The organism is Rhodobium gokarnense (genome assembly GCF_025961475.1).
GTDB classification, from domain to species: Bacteria; Pseudomonadota; Alphaproteobacteria; order Rhizobiales; family Rhodobiaceae; genus Rhodobium; species Rhodobium gokarnense.
The window spans coordinates 438,942-458,116 of record NZ_JAOQNS010000004.1 but is presented as its reverse complement, the minus strand read 5'-3'; the positions used below and the strand labels follow the sequence as shown (position 1 = coordinate 458,116).

Below are 19,175 nucleotides of genomic sequence, written 5' to 3'. Positions count from 1 at the left end.
CATGCGATCGTTTCACGGCTTCTACAGGAACAATTGAATTCCGCTTAGCAAGGCGTGCCATCCTTCCCTAAATTTCAAACTGAGACACTACCCCGGACGGGGATAGGTTGACATGAGAACAAAAAACGAACATAGTACGTGAGAACAAACAGTGTACAAGGAGATGGACCGATGCAAGCTCTTGCCCGCGACGTTGCCGCTCTCGTTGCCCTTGCCCTCTTTGCCTCCTCGCTGATGCTCTGGATCAACATCCTTTCCCAGGTCGGCTGACGGCGCCCGCCGGGGCGCCCGGACGGCTTTGCCGGGCGGAACCGGTCTGCCGAAAACTTCTGCCGGCAGCGCCTTACTGCACGGCATCGTCTGTGGACGAGGTGGGCTCCATGTCAGCGACACATTGGCGAAGGGTCGACTCCGTCCCCCGTTCTTTTCAAACTCGTCCCCTTCGGCGGCGTGAGTCGCCGCGATACGGATGGGGACGATGGACGCGGTCGGCTTCGTACATTTGCGGGTGCATTCGGGCTATTCGCTGCTGGAAGGGGCACTGCCGCTCAAGCGGCTGCTCGACCTTGCGCTCGGCGACCGGCAGCCGGCGCTCGGCATGGCCGACACGGGCAATCTCTTCGGCGCGCTGGAGTTTTCCGAAAAGGCCGCAGGCGCCGGCATCCAGCCGATCGTCGGCTGCCAGCTGGCCGTCGACTTCGAGGATGCGGTCGCCGACGAGCGGCGGCCCCACAACGGTTCCCAGCAGAAGGCGCAGCAACTGCCGAGCCTCGTCCTCATCGCCGCCGACGAGACCGGCTACGGCAACCTCGTGCGCCTCGTCAGCCACTCCTTCCTCGACACCGACAACACCATGAAGCCGCATGTGACCATGGACCGGCTCGCAGAGCAGGGTGAGGGGCTGATCGTCCTGACCGGCGGCACCGGCGGCCCGGTCAACCAGGCGCTGCTGGCGGATAGCCCGGCGCAGGCCGAGGCCCGCCTCGACCGGCTCGCCGCCGTCTTCGGCGACCGGCTCTATGTGGAACTGCAGCGCCACGAGGACCCGCGCGAAGCCCGCACCGAAGGCCCGCTGCTGGAGCTTGCCTATGGCAAGGGCCTGCCGCTCGTTGCCACCAACGAGCCGTTCTTTCCCGCCCGCGACGACTTCGAGGCCCATGACGCGCTGATCTGCATCGCCGAAAGCCGGGTTGTCATAGAGGAGGACCGGCGCCGGCTGACGCCCGACCACTATTTCAAGACCCGCGCCGAAATGGTCGAGCTCTTCGCCGACCTGCCGGAAGCGGTGGAAAACACCGTCGAGATCGCCAGGCGCTGCCATTTCCGCCCGCACACCCACAAGCCGATCCTGCCGCGTTTCACCGCCGATGCGGAGGGCGCCGATCCGGAAAAAGCCGCTGCCGCGGAGGCCGAGGAATTGCGCGCCCAGGCGATCCGCGGCCTGGAACGCCGGCTGGACGTGCACGGCCTTGCCCCCGGCATCGAGCGCGAGGCCTACGAGGCGCGCCTCGAACACGAACTCGGCACGATCACCCGCATGCAATATGCCGGCTACTTCCTGATCGTTTCCGACTTCATCAAATGGGCCAAGAGCCAGGGCATCCCGGTAGGTCCCGGCCGCGGCTCCGGCGCCGGCTCGCTGGTCGCCTATGCGCTGACCATCACCGACCTCGACCCGTTGCGCTTCGGGCTCCTGTTCGAGCGCTTCCTCAATCCCGAACGCGTCTCGATGCCGGACTTCGACATCGACTTCTGCCAGGACCGGCGCGACGAGGTCATCCGCTACGTCCAGGAGAAATACGGCCGCGACCAGGTCGCCCAGATCATCACCTTCGGAACCCTTCAGGCCCGCGCCGTGATGCGCGACGTCGGCCGCGTCCTGCAGATGCCTTACGGCCAGGTCGACAAGCTGGCAAAGCTGGTCCCGAACAATCCGGCCAATCCGACGCCGCTCCACAAGGCGATCGCCGAAGAACCGCGCCTGCAGGAAGAGGCCAGGGCCGAGCCGATCGTCGAAAAGCTGTTCTCAATCGCAACGCGCCTCGAAGGCCTCTACCGCCACGCTTCGACCCACGCCGCCGGCATCGTCATCGGCGACCGGCCGCTCGACGAGCTGGTCCCGCTCTATCGCGATCCGCGCTCCGACATGCCGGTGACCCAGTTCAACATGAAGTGGGTGGAGCAGGCCGGCCTCGTCAAATTCGACTTCCTCGGCCTCAAGACCCTCACCGTCCTGCAGACCGCGGTCCGGCTGATCGCCCGGCGCGGCATCGACATTGACCTGTCGACCCTGCCGCTCGACGACGCGACGACCTACGAGATGCTCGGCCGCGGCGAGACGGTCGGCGTGTTCCAGGTGGAAAGTCAGGGCATGCGCCGGGCGCTCGCCGGCATGCGCGCCGACCGCTTCGAGGACATTGTCGCCCTCGTTGCCCTCTACCGGCCGGGCCCGATGGACAACATCCCGATCTACAACGCCCGAAAGCACGGCGAGGAAGAGCCCGACTACCTGCACCCGCTGCTGGAGCCGATCCTGAAGGAGACCTTCGGCGTCATCATCTACCAGGAGCAGGTGATGCAGATCGCCCAGGTGATGTCGGGCTATTCGCTGGGCGAAGCGGACCTGTTGCGCCGCGCCATGGGCAAGAAGATCCAGGCCGAGATGGACGCCCAGCGCGAGCGCTTCGTCAATGGCGCGATCGACAACGGCATCGGCAACGCCAAGGCCAACCAGATCTTCGACCTTTTGGCCAAGTTCGCGAACTACGGCTTCAACAAGTCGCACGCGGCCGCCTACGCACTCGTCGCGTACCAGACGGCCTATCTGAAGGCGAACTTCCCCGTGGAGTTCCTCGCCGCCTCCATGACCCTCGACATGGGCAACACCGACAAGCTGCACGAGTTCAAGCGCGAGGCAGAGCGCCTGGGCATTCCGGTGGTGCCGCCGTCCGTCAATCGCACCGCGACCGAATTCGACGTCGCCGACGGCGCGATCGTCTATACGCTGGCCGCGCTGAAGGGCGTCGGCCGCCAGGTCGTGGAGCACATCGTCGAGACCCGCGGCGACAAACCGTTCAAGGACCTCACCGATTTCGCCGGCCGCATCAGCCCGCGCTACGTCAACAAGCGGTGCCTGGAAAGCCTCGTTGCTGCCGGCGCGCTGGGCGACATGGAGCCGAACCGGGCCCGGCTGATGCACGGGCTCGACCGCATCCTGGGCGAGGCGGCCCGCACCAGCGCCGACGAGGGCGCCGGCCAGAGCCAGCTCTTTTCCGGCTTCGACGCGCCGACCGTCCGTCTCGATCCCGTCGATGCCTGGCTGCCCGCAGAGCAGTTGCAGCGCGAGTTCGACGCCATCGGCTTTTATCTCTCGGCCCACCCGCTCGACGAATACCGCTCGGTCCTGAAGAAGCTGAACATCCAGTTCTGGGCCGAATTCGTGGAGGCGGCAAAGGGCGGCGCGCCGGGCGGGCGCCTCGTCGGCACCATCACCTCGCGCCAGGAGCGCCGCTCGCGGAGCGGCAACCGCATCGGCATCCTCCAGCTCTCCGACCCGACCGGCCAGTTCGAGACGATGCTGTTCTCCGACATGCTCAACGAATACCGCGACATGCTGGAGCCGGGAACGTCCGTCGTCCTTGAGGTGCTGACACGGCTGGAGGAGGACAGCGTCGGCGTCCGTGTCCAGACGATCCGCCCCCTCGACGACGTGGCGGTCAAGGCGAACAAGGAAATGCGCGTCTATGTGCGCGACGGCAAGCTCGCCGAAAACCTGTCGCGCCGGCTCGACAAGCGTGGTGGCGGCGGCGATGTCAGCGTCGTTCTCTTGCTCGACGGCGGCATGCGCGAGGTCGAGATCCGGCTGCCCGGCAGCTACAATGTCTCGCCCCAGATCGCCGGTGCCTTGAAGACGATTTCCGGCGTCATCCAGGTGGAAATGCAGTAGCGCCTGCTGCAATCGTCGCCGGGATGCCCGCTTTCCCGCGAAAATTCCCGTCCCTGGCGGCTTGCAAAGGGCGGAATCCCGCCTTATAAGGCGCCCATTCCACACGCGAGGGCAGGGCGCGTCCCCACATAGGGACGGGTCCATCCGGTGTATCGACGGCCATGAGGCCGTGCTCTCGCGGAGGCTGAACCGGAAAAACGGAGAGACGCGAGCCATGGCTCTGCCTGATTTTACCATGCGCCAGCTCCTGGAAGCAGGCGTGCACTTCGGACATCAACGTCACCGCTGGAACCCGAAGATGGATCCGTTCATCTTTGGTCTGCGCAACAACGTCCACATCATCGACCTCGCCCAGACGGTGCCGCTCTTGCACCAGGCGCTGAAGGTCGTGTCCGACACCGTCTCCGGTGGCGGGCGCGTGCTGTTCGTCGGCACCAAGCGCCAGGCGCAGAATTCGGTCGCCGATGCGGCGCGGCGCTCGGCCCAGTACTTCGTCAACGCCCGCTGGCTCGGCGGCATGCTGACCAACTGGAAGACCATTTCCAACTCGATCCAGCGCCTGCGCAAGCTGGAAGAGATGCTGGACGGCGGCTCCGCCCAGGCGCTGACCAAGAAGGAGCGCCTGTTCCTGTCCCGCGAGCGCGAGAAGCTTGAGCGCAACCTCGGCGGCATCAAGGACATGGGCGGCATCCCGAACCTTCTGTTCGTGATCGACACCAACCGCGAATCGATTGCCATCCAGGAAGCGCGCCGGCTGAACATCCCGGTCGCCGCCATCCTCGACACCAACTGCGATCCGGCCGGCATCGACTTCCCGATCCCGGGCAACGACGACGCCGCCCGCGCCATCGACCTTTACTGCGACCTGATCGCCCGCGCTGCCCTCGACGGCATTGGCCGCGCCCAGGGCTCCATGGGCGTCGATATCGGCGAGTCTGAAGAGATCTTCACCGAAGAGCCGGTGCTTGCCGAGGTCACGACCGAGGCGCCCGTCGCCGAGGAAGCTGTCGCCGAGGCCCCGGCTGCCACCGTCGAGCCTGCCGCCGAAGCGCCGGCCGCCGAGGCCGCTTCCGAAGAGACCGCCGAGGAAGAGCTCGTTGCGCTCTTTGAGGCGCCGGAAGGCGAGCCGGACGATCTGAAGAAGATCAATGGCATCGGCCCGGTGATCGAGACCAAGCTCAACAAGCTCGGCATCACCACATTCGCGCAGGTGGCCGCTCTTTCCGCGGAAGACATCGCGCGCATCGACGAGGCGCTTGCCTTCAAGGGCCGCATCGAGCGCGAGGAATGGGTCTCCCAGGCCGCCGCCCTCGCGGGCGCCGACGCGTAACACCACGCCGCCGGCCGGGCAGACGGCCGGAGATCATAAATGTGTCGCACCGTCGATGGATTGTGTCCGCCGGCGGTGCGCGCCTTTGACACCCCTTCGCTGAGACAAACCGACAACGAGGCGATCCGATGAGCATTTCAGCCACCCAAGTCAAGGAACTGCGCGAGAAGACCGGCGCAGGCATGATGGACTGCAAGAAGGCCCTGATGGAGAACGACGGCGACATGGAAGCCGCCATCGACTGGCTGCGCACCAAGGGGCTTGCCAAGGCCGCCAAGAAGGCCGGCCGCGTCGCCTCCGAGGGCCTCGTCGGCGTCGCCACCGAGGGCACCAAGGCCGCCATCGTGGAGATCAATTCCGAGACCGACTTCGTCGCCCGCAACGAAGGCTTCCAGAAGCTGGTGCGCGACATCGCCGAGACCGCGCTGACGGTCGGCGGCGACCGCGACGCGACGGCGGCTGCGACCTATCCCGGCAAGTCCCACAGCGTCGAGGCCGAGCTGAGCGAGCAGATCGCCACCATCGGCGAGAACATGACGTTCCGCCGCGCCGCCGGCCTTGCCGTTGATGCCGGCGTCATCTCGTCCTATGTGCACAACGCTATCGCCCCGGGCCTTGGCAAGATCGGCGTCATCGTCGCCATGGAATCGACCGGCGACGCGGACGCCGTCAACGCGCTCGGCCGCCAGATCGCCATGCACGTTGCCGCCTCCAACCCGCTCGCCGTCACCCCGGACGAGGTCGATGCCGACGTCGCCGCCCGCGAGCGCGCGGTCTATTCGGAGCAGGCCCGCGAATCCGGCAAGCCGGAGAACATCATCGAGAAGATGGTGGAAGGCCGCATGCGCAAGTTCTTCGAGGAAGTGGCGCTCCTGAAGCAGCCCTTCGTCGTCGATCCGGACAACACGGTCGAAAAGGCGGTCGAGGCCGCGTCGAAGGAGATCGGTGCTCCGATCAAGGTCGCCGGGTTCGTCCGCTTCGAGGTCGGCGAGGGCGTCGACAAGAAGGACGACGACTTCGCCGCCGAAGTCCAGGCGATGGCCGGCGGAAACTGATTTCGGAAACGGCGCCGGACGCAACAATCCGGCGCCGTTTTTGTATCTACATCGCCATGCATCCGCACGGCGAACCGACACCCCGACCCGGATGAGGAACGTCCGATGACGGAAACCGCCCGCTACGGCAAGGTCATCCTGAAGCTTTCCGGCGAAGCCCTGATGGGCGCCAAGGGCTACGGCATCGACGGCGACTTCGTCGACCGCATCGCCGGCGAGATCGCCGAGGCGGTCGCCCTCGGGGTCAAGGTCGGCCTCGTCATCGGCGGCGGCAACATCGTGCGCGGCATGACGGTGGCGGCCGAGGGCGGCAACCGCGTCGCCGGCGACCACATGGGCATGCTGGCGACCGTCATCAACTGCATCGCCGTCCACGGCGCGCTCGCCAAGCGCGGTGTCGCCGCGACGGTGCTTTCCGCCGTGCCGATGCCGAGCATCTGCGAGCCGTTCTCCCAGCGCGCGGCAACGGCCGCGATGGACGAGGGCAGGGTGGTGCTGTTTGCCGGCGGCACCGGCAACCCGTTCTTCACCACCGATTCCGGCGCCGCGCTGCGTGCCGCCGAAATGGGCTGCGACGCGATCCTGAAGGGCACCCAGGTCGACGGCGTCTACTCCGCCGACCCCAAGACCGATCCCTCGGCCGTCCGCTATGAGCGCCTCAGCCACCGCGACGCCATCGAAAAAGGCCTTGCCGTTATGGATATGGCCGCCTTTGCTCTTGCCCGCGACAATTCGATTCCGATAATCGTGTTCTCGATTCACGAGGCCGGTGCGATTGTTGACGTCTTGTGCGGACGCGGACGGGCGACCGTCGTCGGCGACTGATCCGCGGCCCGCTTGCCTTCGCGCCCGCCCGGCGCCAACAGAACATGTCTGCGAGGAAATCATGGAACATCAATCAGTCGATTTCGACGACCTTGGTCGGCGCATGGACGGTGCCGTATCGGTGCTGAAGACGGAGCTGTCGGGCCTGCGCACCGGTCGCGCCTCGGCGGCCCTCCTGGAACCGATCACCGTTGAGGCCTACGGCTCGGCGATGCCGATCAACCAGGTGGCGACGGTCAGCGTCCCCGAACCGCGCATGATTTCCGTCCAGGTCTGGGACAAGTCGATGGTCCATGCCGTCGACAAGGCGATCCGGGAATCCAGCCTCGGGCTCAATCCGGTCATGGACGGCCAGTTGCTGCGCCTTCCCATTCCGGAGCTGAATGAAGAACGCCGGCTGGAACTGGCGAAAATCGCCCACAAGTATGCCGAGCAGGCCCGCATTGCAGTGCGTCATGTCCGCCGCGATGGTATGGAGACCTTGAAAAAGCTCGAAAAAGAAGGCGTTATGAGCAAGGACGAGCATCACGCCCAAGGCGAAGAAATTCAGGCCCTGACGGACACTTATATTGAAAGCATTGATGAATTGCTCGCCCACAAGGAAGAAGAAATCAAACAGGTCTGAGGTGGTCGCCGCAGACCCTGGGTGGCAGACGCAATGACCGTGCGCCTCGAAGCCTCTACTCTTCCGCTCGAATTGCCCGGCGACGATCTGGGACCGTCGCATGTGGCGATCATCATGGACGGCAACGGCCGCTGGGCGAGCGCCCGCGGCCTGCCGCGCACGGAAGGGCACCGGCGGGGCGTCGAGGCGGTGCGAAAGACGGTGCGCTACGCCCGCGAGCGCGGCATCGACTATCTCACCCTGTTCAGCTTTTCCTCCGAAAACTGGTCGCGGCCGCCGGCCGAGATCGCCGAGCTGATGCTGCTTCTCAGGCTGTTCATCCGCTCCGATCTCGCCGACCTCAATCGCAAGAATGTCCGCGTGCGCATCATCGGCACCCGCGACCGGCTCAACCCGGACCTGCGCCGGCTTCTCCATGATGCGGAGACGACGACCCGCACCAACACCGGAATGACCCTGGTCATCGCCTTCAATTACGGCGCCCGCGACGAGATTGTCCGCGCCGTGCAGCGCATCGCCGCGGCCGTCGCCGCCGGCGAGATGAGCCCCGATGCCATCGACCAGACGGCGCTGACGGCAGCGCTCGATACCCGCGACGTGCCGGACCCGGACCTCATCATCCGCACCAGCGGCGAGCAGCGCCTCTCCAACTTCCTGCTCTGGCAGGCCGCCTATTCGGAGTTCGTTTTCGTGCCGACCTACTGGCCGGATTTCGATGAAACCGCCTTCGGGGCGGCCCTTGCCGAATTCTACGCCCGCGACCGGCGTTTCGGAGGTGTCGAGGCCCGCGCGAGGCCGAGATGACCGGTGCCGAGCCGCTGCGGCCCAGGGTTCGCCGGCCGGTGCGGCCGGAAGTGCCCGTTCAGCCGAAAAAGCAGGAACTGCTGCTGCGCGTCGCTTCCGCGATCGTCCTCATTCCGCTCGCCGTCGCCGCGACCTGGTTCGGCGGGCTCTTCTATGCCGGCCTCATCGTTCTCGGCACAGCCATCGTCTTCCTGGAATGGGCCTCGATCACCATCCGCGGCGCCTCGAAGATCGGCGTCGGCATCGTCGCGGCGGTGACGGTCGGGGCCGTTGCAGCATCGGCTGTCCTCGGGCCGGTCCCCGGACTGGCGTTGATCGCAGTCGCGACCGGCATCCTGTTCATGCTGGTGCGGCTCGTGCGCGCGTCCTTCGGGCTCGCAACCGGCCTGCTTTACGCCGGCCTCGGCGGCATCGCGCTGGTCTCCCTGCGCGCCGGGCCGCTCGGCCTTGCCGCGGTCCTCTTCCTGTTTGCGGTCGTCTGGGCGAGCGACATCGCCGCCTATTTCACCGGTCGCACGCTCGGCGGGCCGAAGCTCTGGCCGAAGGTGTCGCCGAACAAGACCTGGTCGGGCGCCATCGGCGGGCTCGTCATCGGCGTTGCCGCGGGCATCGGCGTCGTCATCGCCGTCGGGCTTCCCGTCGGCATCGGCGTTGCCGCGACCGCCGCGCTCCTGTCGATCGCCGGCCAGCTTGGCGATCTCTTCGAATCGGCGATCAAGCGCCGGGTCGGCCGCAAGGATTCCGGATCGCTGATCCCGGGCCATGGTGGGCTGATGGACCGCGTTGACGCCCTCATCGCCGCTGCCATTCTAGGCGCATTAATCGGCTGGCTTCGCGGCGGACTGTTCCACCCGGCCGCCGGATTGCTGTTATGGTAGATGTGATGTCGAGACCCGAACCTCAGCTTGCGGTCCCCGAAGACCTCGCCGCCCGGTCCCACGATGCCGAGCCGATGACCCTGTCCGTCTTCGGCGCCACGGGGTCGATCGGCACCAGCACCCTCGACCTCGTGGAACGCGCGCCGGACCGCTACCGGCTCGTCGCCGTCACCGCCCAGTCGAGCGTCGACAAGCTGATCGAGATTGCGCTGAAGTTCCGGCCCGAGCGCGCCGTCATCGCCGACGATGCGCACTATCAAACGCTCGCCGACGCCCTTGCCGGCACCGGTATCGAGGCCGTGGCCGGTCGCGCGGCGCTGATCGAGGCGGCGACCATGCCGGCCGACATGGTCATGGCCGGCATCACCGGAGCCGCGGGCCTGGAGCCGGCCCTGCGCGCCGTCCAGGGCGGCGGGCGCATCGGCCTTGCCAACAAGGAATGCCTCGTCTGTGCCGGTTCCCTCTTCATGGCCGAGGTGGCCCGGGCCGGTGCCCGCGTGCTGCCGGTCGATTCGGAGCACAACGCCGTCTTCCAGGTCTTCGACCGGGAAAATGTCGGCCGCATCGAAAAGGTCATCCTCACCGCGTCGGGCGGCCCGTTCCGCACCTGGACGCGCGAGGAGATGGAAAAGGCCAGGCCGGCCCAGGCCCTGAAACATCCCAACTGGTCGATGGGCGCCAAGATCACCATCGATTCGGCGACCCTGATGAACAAGGGCCTGGAGATCATCGAGGCCTTCCACCTGTTCCCGCTGGAAGCGCACCAGTTCGAGGCCCTGATCCACCCGCAGTCGGCGATCCACGGCCTGGTGCAATATGAGGACGGCTCGCTGCTCGCCCAGCTCGGCGCGCCCGACATGCGCACGCCGATCGCCCATTGCCTGTCCTGGCCGGAGCGCGGCACCGCGCCGAGCGCACGGCTCGACCTGGCGGCGCTTGCGACACTCACCTTCGAAAAGCCCGACTTCGACCGCTTCCCTGCCTTTGCCCTGGCGCTTGCCGCGCTGAAGCGGGGCGAGGGGGCGCCGACGGTCCTCAACGCCGCCAACGAGATCGCCGTCCATGCCTTCCTGGAGGAGCGGATCGGTTTTCTCGACATCGCCGGAACGGTCGAGGCGGCACTCGATGCGGCCGAAAAGCGGGGCCTTCTTGAGGAGCCCGGCTCGCTCAGGGCTGCTTTGGAGCTCGATTCGGAGACCCGCGCCCTGACCCGCCACATCATGGCCGCATGAAGGGCGTAACGAGGGCGCCAACGAACACGCTCGAGCGCAACACTCGTGCTATGCCGGGCACGCAGCGGTTGACGACGCCCGGCGGGTAACATTTTGTAGGAAAGTTCGGTTAGCCTGGCGCTTTCCCGGCGCAGCGCTGCCGTCGACGCATGATTTAAGAAGGCCGTCACATGGAAATCATCACTGGAACCGGGTCGGTGCTGATCGGCTTCATCCTGCCGTTCCTCATCGTCCTGACCGTCGTCGTGTTTTTCCACGAACTCGGCCACTTCCTCGTCGCCCGCTGGTGCGGCATCCGGGTCCTGACCTTCTCCATCGGATTCGGCCCGGAATTGTTCGGCCGCGAAGACCGGCACGGGACCCGCTGGAAGGTGTCGGCGATTCCGCTCGGCGGATTCGTCAAGTTCTACGGCGACGAGGGCGCCGCCAGCACGCCGGATCGCGATGCCGTCGCCGCCATGAGCGCCAGCGAGCGCTCCGTCAGCTTCCCGGCCAAGCCGCTGTGGCAGCGCGCCGCCGTCGTCGCCGCCGGCCCGCTTGCGAATTTCGTCCTGGCGATCGCCATTTTCACGCTGTTTTTCAGCATTTACGGCAAGCAGATGGTGTCGGCCCGCGTCGACACCGTGCAGCCGCAAAGCGCCGCCGCAGTAGCCGGGTTCGAGCCCGGCGACCGGATCGTCGAAATCGACGGCCAGTCCATCGAGAGCTTCGCCGACGTCCAGCGCATGGTCAGCGTCAATGCCGGCCTGCCGCTCAATGTCGTCGTCGACCGTGACGGCAGCCGCCGCGACCTCGTCGTGACGCCGGAACTGCGCACCATCGAGGACCGCTTCGGAAACGAGCAGCGCCTCGGCATCCTCGGCATCGGCCGCAGCACCAAGCCGTCCGACGTCGTCGTCAAGACCTACCTGCCGCACACCGCCTTCGTTGCCGCGGTGGAGGAGACCTGGGACGTGCTGGAGCGCACCGTCGACTATGTCGGCGGGGTGATCGCGGGCCGCAATCCGGCCGACCAGCTCGGCGGTCCGATTCGCGTTGCCCACATCTCCGGCCAGGTGGCGTCCCTCGGCGTCATGCAGCTCATCAATCTGATCGCGGTGCTGTCGATCAGCATCGGCCTCATCAACCTGGTTCCGATTCCGCTGCTCGACGGCGGGCATCTGGCCTTCTATGCGATTGAGGCGGTGCGCGGCCGGCCGCTGTCCGACCGGGCCATGGACCTCAGCTACCGCGTTGGTTTTGCTCTGGTTCTGTCCCTTATGATCTTCGTCACATGGAACGACATAACCACCCTCAGCTTCTTCGGTGCGGCAAAACCGTGACCGCTGCGCAACGGTGTGACCGAAATTAGGTGCTTTCCCCCAATGGCCGGCTTGCACGGCCTCTCAAACCCTGTAAAACGTCAAGGAACCTCGGGATGATAGGCAAATTCGTCTCGGCGAAACCTTCGGCAGAAAAGGGCGACCAACCCCGATGCGAGTTATAGGAACTGCTCTGCGGGCGACGACCATCGCCGCGTTGTTGCTGGCAGTAGCATGCGTTGCACAGACGTTCAGCGTCACCAGCGCTGTGGCGGCTGTTGTCAATCGAATCGATGTCACCGGCAACGAACGGGTCGAGGACGAGACCGTTCGCGCCTACATGACGATCCAGCCGCGGCGCGCCTACAGCGCCCAGGACGTCGACGATTCCCTCAGGGCTCTTTACGCCACCGGCCTCTTCTCCGACGTCGCCATCAACCAGCGCGGCGCCGTCCTCGTCGTGTCGGTCACCGAGAACGCGCTGATCTACAAGGTCTCGTTCGAGGGCAACGACAAATACGACGACAAGATGCTGCTGACGCAGGTCAAATCGAAGCCGCGCACCGTCCTCAGCCGGGCCAAGGTCGAGGCCGACACGCAGCTTCTGCTGGAGCTTTACCGGCGCAAGGGCCGCTACCGCGCGACCGTCGAGCCGAAGATCATCAAGCTGCCCCAGAACCGCGTCAATCTGGTCTTCGAGATCGCCGAGGGCGACAAGACGGGCGTTGCCCGCATCAATTTCATCGGCAACCACGCATTCAGCGACAGCCGCCTGCGCGACGTCATCAAGACGCGCGAATCCGGCCTGTTGAGCTTCATCCGCAGCACCGACAGCTACGACCCGAGCCGGCTTGAATCCGACCAGGAGGCCCTGCGCGAGTACTATCTGCGGCACGGCTATGCCGACTTCCGGATCATCTCCGCGGTCGCCGACCTCGATCGCGAGCGCAACACCTTCTTCGTCACCTTCACGGTCGAAGAGGGCGAGCAGTACACCATCGGCGAAGTCAACGTCCAAAGCTCGCTCGCGTCCGTCGGGCCGGAGGAGCTGGCCGGTGCCGTGCGCACCGATCCGGGCGATACCTACGATTCGCGCGAGGTCGACAAGACCCTCGAAGAGATGGTGCTTGAGGTTTCCGAACGCGGTTACGCCTTCGCCGAGGTCAATCCGCGCGGCGAGCGCGACTACGAAAACCACACGATCAACATCACCTATCACGTCGACGAGGGCCCGCGGGTCTACATCGAGCGCATCGACATCCGCGGCAACACGCGGACCCGCGACTACGTCATCCGGCGCGAGCTCGACTTCGCCGAGGGTGATGCGTTCAACCGCGTGCTGATCAACAAGGCCAAGCGCCGGCTGAAGAATCTCGGCTTCTTCAAGGACGTGGCGATCGCGACCCAGCGCGGCAGTTCCGCCGACCGGGTGATCATCATCGTCAACGTCGAAGAGCAGGCGACGGGTGAGCTTTCCTTCGGTGCCGGCTATTCCTCGGCCGAAGGCGTCATCGGCGACGTCTCCATCACCGAGCGCAACTTCCTCGGCCGCGGCCAGTTCGTCCGCGCCGCCGTCGGCGGTGGCGAGAGCACCCGCACCTACGAGTTCTCCTTCCGCGAGCCCTATTTCATGGGCCGCCGCCTGTCGGCCGGCTTCGACCTCTACCGGCGCCAGTTCGAGGAGACGGACTACCGCTCCTATGAGGAGACCACGACCGGCGGCAACCTGACCTTCGGCCTGCCCCTCAACGAGGAAGTCCGGCTGAACCTGACCTACACGGCCTATCAGCGGGACTTCGACGTCGCCAAGGAGTTGAAGGACGGCTGCTACATGCGGAAATACACCCGGGGGGATAAGATCCCGCCGTCGTGTGACCGCAATGGCGACGGCAAGTTCGATCGCAACCTGGACATGGACGAGGCCTCGCTCGCGGTCAAAGACGCCATCGGCGAGACCTTCACCTCGATCATCGGCTACTCGCTGGTCTATGACACCCGCGACGACATCAAGCGGCCGCGCGACGGCTACTATGGCAAGTTCCAGCAGGAATTCGCCGGTGTCGGCGGCGACGTGGCGTTCATCCGCACCACCGTCGAGGGCCGCGCCTATCGCGAGATCTGGGCGGACCGCGGCATCGTCGGCATGTTCAAGGTCAAGGCCGGCCACGTCGAAAGCCTCGACGACCGCCTGAAGCTGCCGGACCACTTCTTCCTCGGCGGCGAGACCATTCGCGGTTTCGGCACCAAGGGCATCGGTCCGCGCGACGGCCTGACCCGCGACGCACTCGGCGGCCGCTACTATGTCGCAGGTACGGCCGAGGCGACGTTCCCGCTGCCGGCTGTTCCGAGCGAGATCGGGCTTGAAGGCGCCGTCTTCACCGATGCCGGCACCCTGCTCGACGTCGACGACAGCGCCAACTTCTTCCGCCGCATCAATGTCGTTGGCGACAATGGCGACCTGCGTTGGGCGGCCGGTTTCGGCATCATCTGGCACTCGCCGTTCGGCCCGATCCGCGCCGACTTCGCCTGGCCGATCGTCAAGAACAAGTATGACGAGACGCAGGTCTTCCGGATCGGCGGCGGCACCCAATTCTGATCCCTCCCGGCGCCGGTGGCTTCTCGCTGCCGGCGCCGGGACCTCGGCCTTCGCGGCGCACTCCATGACCGAACCTGCGTTTCTCACCCCGCCCGAGCCCGTTGCGCTTCGTGACATTGCGGCCTGGGTCGGCGGGCGCATTGCGCGCGGCGGCGACATCCTGATCTCCGGCGTCGCCCCGCTCGATCTCGCCGGTCCCGGCGATCTCGCCTTCATCGAAAACACCCGCTATATCGACCAGCTCGGCGAGACGAAGGCGTCCGCCTGCCTGTGTTCGCCGAAATTCGCCGAGAAGGTGCCGGCCGATGTCGTCGCCGTCATCGTCGACCGCCCCTATGTCGCCTTTGCCGAAATCACCGGCCGCCTCTATCCCGAGGTGATGCGCCCGGAAGGTTTTTTCGACGATACGAAAGGTGTCTCCGCACGCGCCCTCGTTCACGAGACCGCCCGCCTCGAAGCCGACGTCACCGTGGAGCCGGGTGCCGTCATCGGCGCCGGAGCGGAGATCGGCATCGGCTCGGTGGTCTGCGCCAATGCGGTGATCGGCGTCGGCGTGCGCATCGGCCGCGGCTGCTCGATCGGCGCCAATGTGGTGCTGCAATATGCCCTCATCGGCAACAACGTGATCATCCATCCCGGCGTCAAGATCGGCCAGGACGGCTTCGGCTTCGCCATGGGGCCGGGCGGCCACAGGAAGGTGCCGCAGATCGGCCGCGTCATCATCCAGGACAATGTGGAGATCGGCGCCAATTCCACCATCGACCGCGGCACCAACCGCGACACAATCGTCGGTGAGGGAACGAAAATCGACAATCAGGTCCAGATCGCCCATAACGTCGTCATCGGCCGCCATTGCGTCATCGTCGCCATGGCGGGGATCTCCGGGTCGACGGTGCTGGAGGACTATGCGGTGCTGGCGGGCAAGTCAGGCCTTGCCGGCCATCTGCGCATCGGCACCGGGGCGCAGGTCGCCGGCGGCAGCAACGTCGCCAACGACGTGCCCGCAGGGGAACGCTGGATCGGGACGCCGGCCAAGCCGATCCGCGAGTTCATGCGCGAGGCCCGGGCCCTGCGCGAACTCGCCGAAGAGCGAAGGCCGGGCAAAAACGAGAGGGAATAGGGCGGACCCCGAAAGGACGGATCGCGCCCGAGGCGCCGGGGGGCGCCGATCGAAGGGATGAATGCAAATGTCTGAGGCAGAAGCGGCAACGCTCGAAGCGGTCGACATCCTCCAGATCATGGAGCTGTTGCCGCACCGCTACCCTTTTCTGATGGTCGACCGGATCATCGACATCAACAGGGACGATTCGGCGATCGGGCTGAAGAACGTCACCATAAACGAGCCACATTTCCTTGGGCATTTCCCCGAGCAGCCGGTAATGCCCGGCGTGCTCCTGATCGAGGGCATGGCCCAGACGGCCGGCGCCATCTGCGTCCATGCCCGCCAGGGCTCGGCGCGCCCGAAGCTGGTCTATTTCATGACCATCGACAAGGCGAAGTTCCGCAAGCCGGTGGTGCCGGGCGACACGGTCGAGTACCACGTCGCCAAGATCAAGAGCCGCGGGACCATCTGGAAGTTCCGGGTCGAGGCGATCGTTGCCGGCGGCAAGGTCGCCGAGGCCGAGATCAGCGCCATGCTCGTCGACGCATGAGAAGGTAGAGAATGCCCCATATCCACCCGACCGCGGTCGTCGACGCGGCGGCAACGCTCGCCGACGACGTCCGTATCGGACCCTATTGCGTCATCGGCCCCGATGTCGTGCTTGCCGAGGGCGTGGCGCTGGAAAGCCACGTCGTCCTCGACGGCCGCACCGAGGTCGGTCCGCGCGCAAAGTTCTTCCCGTTTTCCAGCATCGGCCTGCCGCCCCAGGACCTCAAATACCGGGGCGAGGAGAGCCGGCTGGTGATCGGTGCCGATACGGTCGTGCGCGAGCACGTCACCATGAATCCCGGCACCGAGGGCGGCGGCCTCGTCACCTCGATCGGCGAACGCTGCCTGATCATGGTCGGCGCCCATGTCGCCCATGACTGCCGCATCGGCAACGACGTCATCCTCGTCAACAACGCCACGCTCGCCGGCCATGTCACCATCGAGGACCACGCGATTCTCGGCGGCCTGTGTGCCGTCCACCAATGGGTCCGCGTCGGCGCCCACGCCTTCGTCGGCGGCATGAGCGGGGTTGAACACGACGTCATCCCGTTCGGCTCTGTGATCGGCAACCGGGCCCATCTCGGTGGCCTCAACATCGTCGGCCTGAAGCGGCACGGCTTTTCCCGCGATCAGATCCATGCGCTGCGCAAGGCCTACCGCCTGCTCTTTGCCGACGAGGGAACGCTCCTGGAGCGCGTCGACGACGTCGCGCGAACCTTCGAGGACGAACCGCTTGTCCAGACCATCGTGGAGTTCATCCGCTCCGGCTCCGACCGGGCGCTGTGCACGCCGCGCACCGGCCAGGGGCTCTAGGGCGGCCGAAACACCGGCGGGGCAGCCATGAGCGCGGCGAAAAGCGCGGCCGGCCCCCTTGCGATCGTCGCCGGCGGCGGCGCGCTGCCGGCCGAGGTCGCCGCGGCGGTCGCCGCGAGCGGCCGACCCTTCATCGTCATCGCCATTCGCGGCGAGGCCGGCCCGGAAATGGAGCCGTTCTCCCCCCACTGGCTCGACTGGGGCCAGATCGGCCGCTTCTTCGACATCCTGAAATCGGCCGACTGCACCCAGATGGTGATGATCGGCAGCGTCACGAAACGTCCGGATTTCCGCGCCGTTGCGCCGGATCTCGGCGCGCTCGCCCGGCTGCCGAAAATCATTGCCGCGCTGATCGGCGGCGACGACACGGTCCTGAAGCGGGTCATCCGCATCTTCGAGGACGAGGGGCTGACCATCGTCGCCGCGCAGGACGTGGCGCCGCAATTGCTGGCGCCGGAGGGCGTTTTGACCCGCAGCAGGCCCGATGCCGAGGCGCTTGCCGATATCGCGGCCGGGAGCCGGCTGGTTTCCGTCCTCGGCTCCTTCGATATCGGCCAGGGCGTCGTCGTCCTCGGCGGCCGGGTCGCCGCCGTGGAAGCCGCCGAAGGCACCGACCGGATGCTTGAGCGTATCGCGGAGCTGAAGGCTATCGGCCGCCTGCCGGCAAAGGGAAGGCGCGGTGTCCTCGTCAAGCGCACCAAGCCGGGCCAGGAGCTGCGCACGGATCTGCCGACGGTCGGCCCGCGCACGGTGGAGCTTGCCGCAGCCGCCAGCCTTGCCGGCATCGCGGTGGAGGCCGCCGGCGTGCTCATCGCCGAAAGGGAGGCGACGGTTGCCGCAGCCGACAGGGGAAAACTCTTTCTGACCGGCATTCGCCTTGATGCCGCGGAGGCGGGCGCGTGACGGCGCCCCTCAAGATCGCGATCATCGTCGGCGAGGAGTCCGGCGACCAGCTCGGCGCGGCCCTCATCGATGCATTGATCGCGCGCTGCGGCGGCGACGCGCTCAGCTTCTCCGGCACCGGCGGGGAGCGCATGGCGGTCCGCGGCTTCCAAAGCCTCTTTGCCCTCGACGACATCGCCGTCATGGGGATTACGGCGGTCCTCGGCCGGCTGCCGTTGATCCTGAAGCGCATCCGCGAGACGGCCGAGGCGGTGCTCGCCGCCGATCCGGACGTCCTCGTCCTCATCGACAGTCCCGACTTCACGCACAGGGTCGCCCGCACGGTGCGCAAGGCGCGGCCGGACATTCCCGTCGTCGACTACGTCTCGCCGAGCGTCTGGGCGTGGCGGCCGGGGAGGGCGAGGGCCATGCGGGCCTATGTGGACAGGGTGCTGGCGATCCTGCCCTTCGAGCCGGAGGCGCACCGGCGGCTCGGCGGCCCGATGTGCGACTATGTCGGCCATCCGCTGGTCGAGCGGGAGGATCTGTGGAAGGAGGCGGGCGAGCGCGTCCCCCTTGCAGATGCCGAAGCGCCGGTGCTTCTCGTCCTGCCGGGCAGCCGCCGCGGCGAGATCGAGCGGATGATGCCCGTCTTCGGCGAGACGCTCGCCCGGATCGCCGCCGGCGCTTCACGAAAGCCGCAGGTGCTGTTGCCGGCCGTCCCGCATCTGCGCGGCGAGATCGAGGCCCGGATGGCCGACTGGTCTATGACGCCGGAGATCGTTTCCGGCGAGGCGGAAAAATTCGCCGCCTTCCGGCGTGCTCACGCGGCCCTTGCCACCTCCGGCACAGTGTCGCTGGAACTGGCGCTTGCAGGCGTTCCAACCGTCATCGCCTACCGGCTCGATGCCGTCTACCGTCAGCTCAACCGCCTGCGCCGTGTGTTCCCGAAGATGGTGCAGGTCGACACCATGGTGCTGCCGAACCTTATCCTCAGGCAAAAGGCGATCCCGGAGTTCCTCGACCTCGACGGGACGCCGGAACGGCTCGCCGATGCCATGCTGCCGCTATTGTCGGAGACGCCGGAACGCGCGCGCCAGGTCGCGGCTTTCCGGCGGCTACGGGACGAGATGACGCTTGAGGGCGGCGAGGCGCCAAGCGCCAGGGCCGCGCGGATCGTGCTCGATGTTGCGGGCGCTATGCTCGATGTTGCGGGCGCTATAGAGAAAGGCTGACC

At 66.5% G+C, this 19,175-nt stretch carries 15 protein-coding genes; all 15 read left to right on the top strand.

Annotation, left to right across the window (positions count from 1 at the left end):
* Window positions 1–478 precede the first annotated feature (478 nt).
* Window positions 479–3,946 (top strand): DNA polymerase III subunit alpha, encoded by a 3,468-nt coding sequence (dnaE, locus tag M2319_RS09730; protein ID WP_264601258.1) that lies wholly within the window; start codon window positions 479–481, stop codon window positions 3,944–3,946.
* Between the two features lie 214 nt (window positions 3,947–4,160).
* The gene (locus M2319_RS09725; RefSeq protein ID WP_264601257.1) at window positions 4,161–5,276 is read left to right on the top strand and encodes a 30S ribosomal protein S2; all 1,116 of its coding nucleotides are present in this window, start codon (window positions 4,161–4,163) and stop codon (window positions 5,274–5,276) included.
* Between the two features lie 128 nt (window positions 5,277–5,404).
* The gene (tsf, locus tag M2319_RS09720) at window positions 5,405–6,331 is read left to right on the top strand and encodes a translation elongation factor Ts (protein WP_264601256.1); all 927 of its coding nucleotides are present in this window, start codon (window positions 5,405–5,407) and stop codon (window positions 6,329–6,331) included.
* Between the two features lie 105 nt (window positions 6,332–6,436).
* The gene (pyrH, locus tag M2319_RS09715) at window positions 6,437–7,156 is read left to right on the top strand and encodes a UMP kinase (RefSeq protein ID WP_264601255.1); all 720 of its coding nucleotides are present in this window, start codon (window positions 6,437–6,439) and stop codon (window positions 7,154–7,156) included.
* Window positions 7,157–7,217: 61 nt separating this feature from the next.
* Window positions 7,218–7,781, top strand: a complete 564-nt coding sequence (gene frr, locus M2319_RS09710; RefSeq protein ID WP_264601254.1) for a ribosome recycling factor — start codon at window positions 7,218–7,220, stop codon at window positions 7,779–7,781.
* A gap of 33 nt (window positions 7,782–7,814) precedes the next feature.
* The gene (locus M2319_RS09705) at window positions 7,815–8,585 is read left to right on the top strand and encodes an isoprenyl transferase (protein WP_264601253.1); all 771 of its coding nucleotides are present in this window, start codon (window positions 7,815–7,817) and stop codon (window positions 8,583–8,585) included.
* Complete coding sequence (locus M2319_RS09700) at window positions 8,582–9,463, top strand: phosphatidate cytidylyltransferase (protein WP_264601252.1); 882 nt, start codon at window positions 8,582–8,584, stop codon at window positions 9,461–9,463. Before M2319_RS09705 ends, M2319_RS09700 begins: the two co-directional genes overlap by 4 nt.
* Window positions 9,464–9,468: 5 nt before the next feature.
* The gene (locus M2319_RS09695) at window positions 9,469–10,695 is read left to right on the top strand and encodes a 1-deoxy-D-xylulose-5-phosphate reductoisomerase (RefSeq protein WP_264601251.1); all 1,227 of its coding nucleotides are present in this window, start codon (window positions 9,469–9,471) and stop codon (window positions 10,693–10,695) included.
* A 170-nt stretch (window positions 10,696–10,865) separates the two neighbouring features.
* Window positions 10,866–12,017 carry an RIP metalloprotease RseP gene (rseP, locus tag M2319_RS09690; RefSeq protein ID WP_264601250.1) on the top strand — a complete coding sequence of 384 codons (1,152 nt, stop codon included), beginning with the start codon at window positions 10,866–10,868 and terminating at the stop codon, window positions 12,015–12,017.
* Between the two features lie 247 nt (window positions 12,018–12,264).
* The gene (bamA, locus tag M2319_RS09685; RefSeq protein ID WP_264601249.1) at window positions 12,265–14,592 is read left to right on the top strand and encodes an outer membrane protein assembly factor BamA; all 2,328 of its coding nucleotides are present in this window, start codon (window positions 12,265–12,267) and stop codon (window positions 14,590–14,592) included.
* A 64-nt stretch (window positions 14,593–14,656) separates the two neighbouring features.
* Window positions 14,657–15,712 carry a UDP-3-O-(3-hydroxymyristoyl)glucosamine N-acyltransferase gene (gene lpxD, locus M2319_RS09680; protein ID WP_264601248.1) on the top strand — a complete coding sequence of 352 codons (1,056 nt, stop codon included), beginning with the start codon at window positions 14,657–14,659 and terminating at the stop codon, window positions 15,710–15,712.
* Window positions 15,713–15,779: 67 nt separating this feature from the next.
* Window positions 15,780–16,244 carry a 3-hydroxyacyl-ACP dehydratase FabZ gene (fabZ, locus tag M2319_RS09675; protein ID WP_264601247.1) on the top strand — a complete coding sequence of 155 codons (465 nt, stop codon included), beginning with the start codon at window positions 15,780–15,782 and terminating at the stop codon, window positions 16,242–16,244.
* Window positions 16,245–16,255: 11 nt separating this feature from the next.
* Complete coding sequence (gene lpxA, locus M2319_RS09670; protein ID WP_264601246.1) at window positions 16,256–17,056, top strand: acyl-ACP--UDP-N-acetylglucosamine O-acyltransferase; 801 nt, start codon at window positions 16,256–16,258, stop codon at window positions 17,054–17,056.
* Window positions 17,057–17,083: 27 nt separating this feature from the next.
* Window positions 17,084–17,959 carry an LpxI family protein gene (locus M2319_RS09665; protein WP_264601245.1) on the top strand — a complete coding sequence of 292 codons (876 nt, stop codon included), beginning with the start codon at window positions 17,084–17,086 and terminating at the stop codon, window positions 17,957–17,959.
* The gene (gene lpxB, locus M2319_RS09660) at window positions 17,956–19,173 is read left to right on the top strand and encodes a lipid-A-disaccharide synthase (protein WP_264601244.1); all 1,218 of its coding nucleotides are present in this window, start codon (window positions 17,956–17,958) and stop codon (window positions 19,171–19,173) included. Before M2319_RS09665 ends, lpxB begins: the two co-directional genes overlap by 4 nt.
* The last annotated feature ends 2 nt before the right edge of the window (window positions 19,174–19,175 follow it).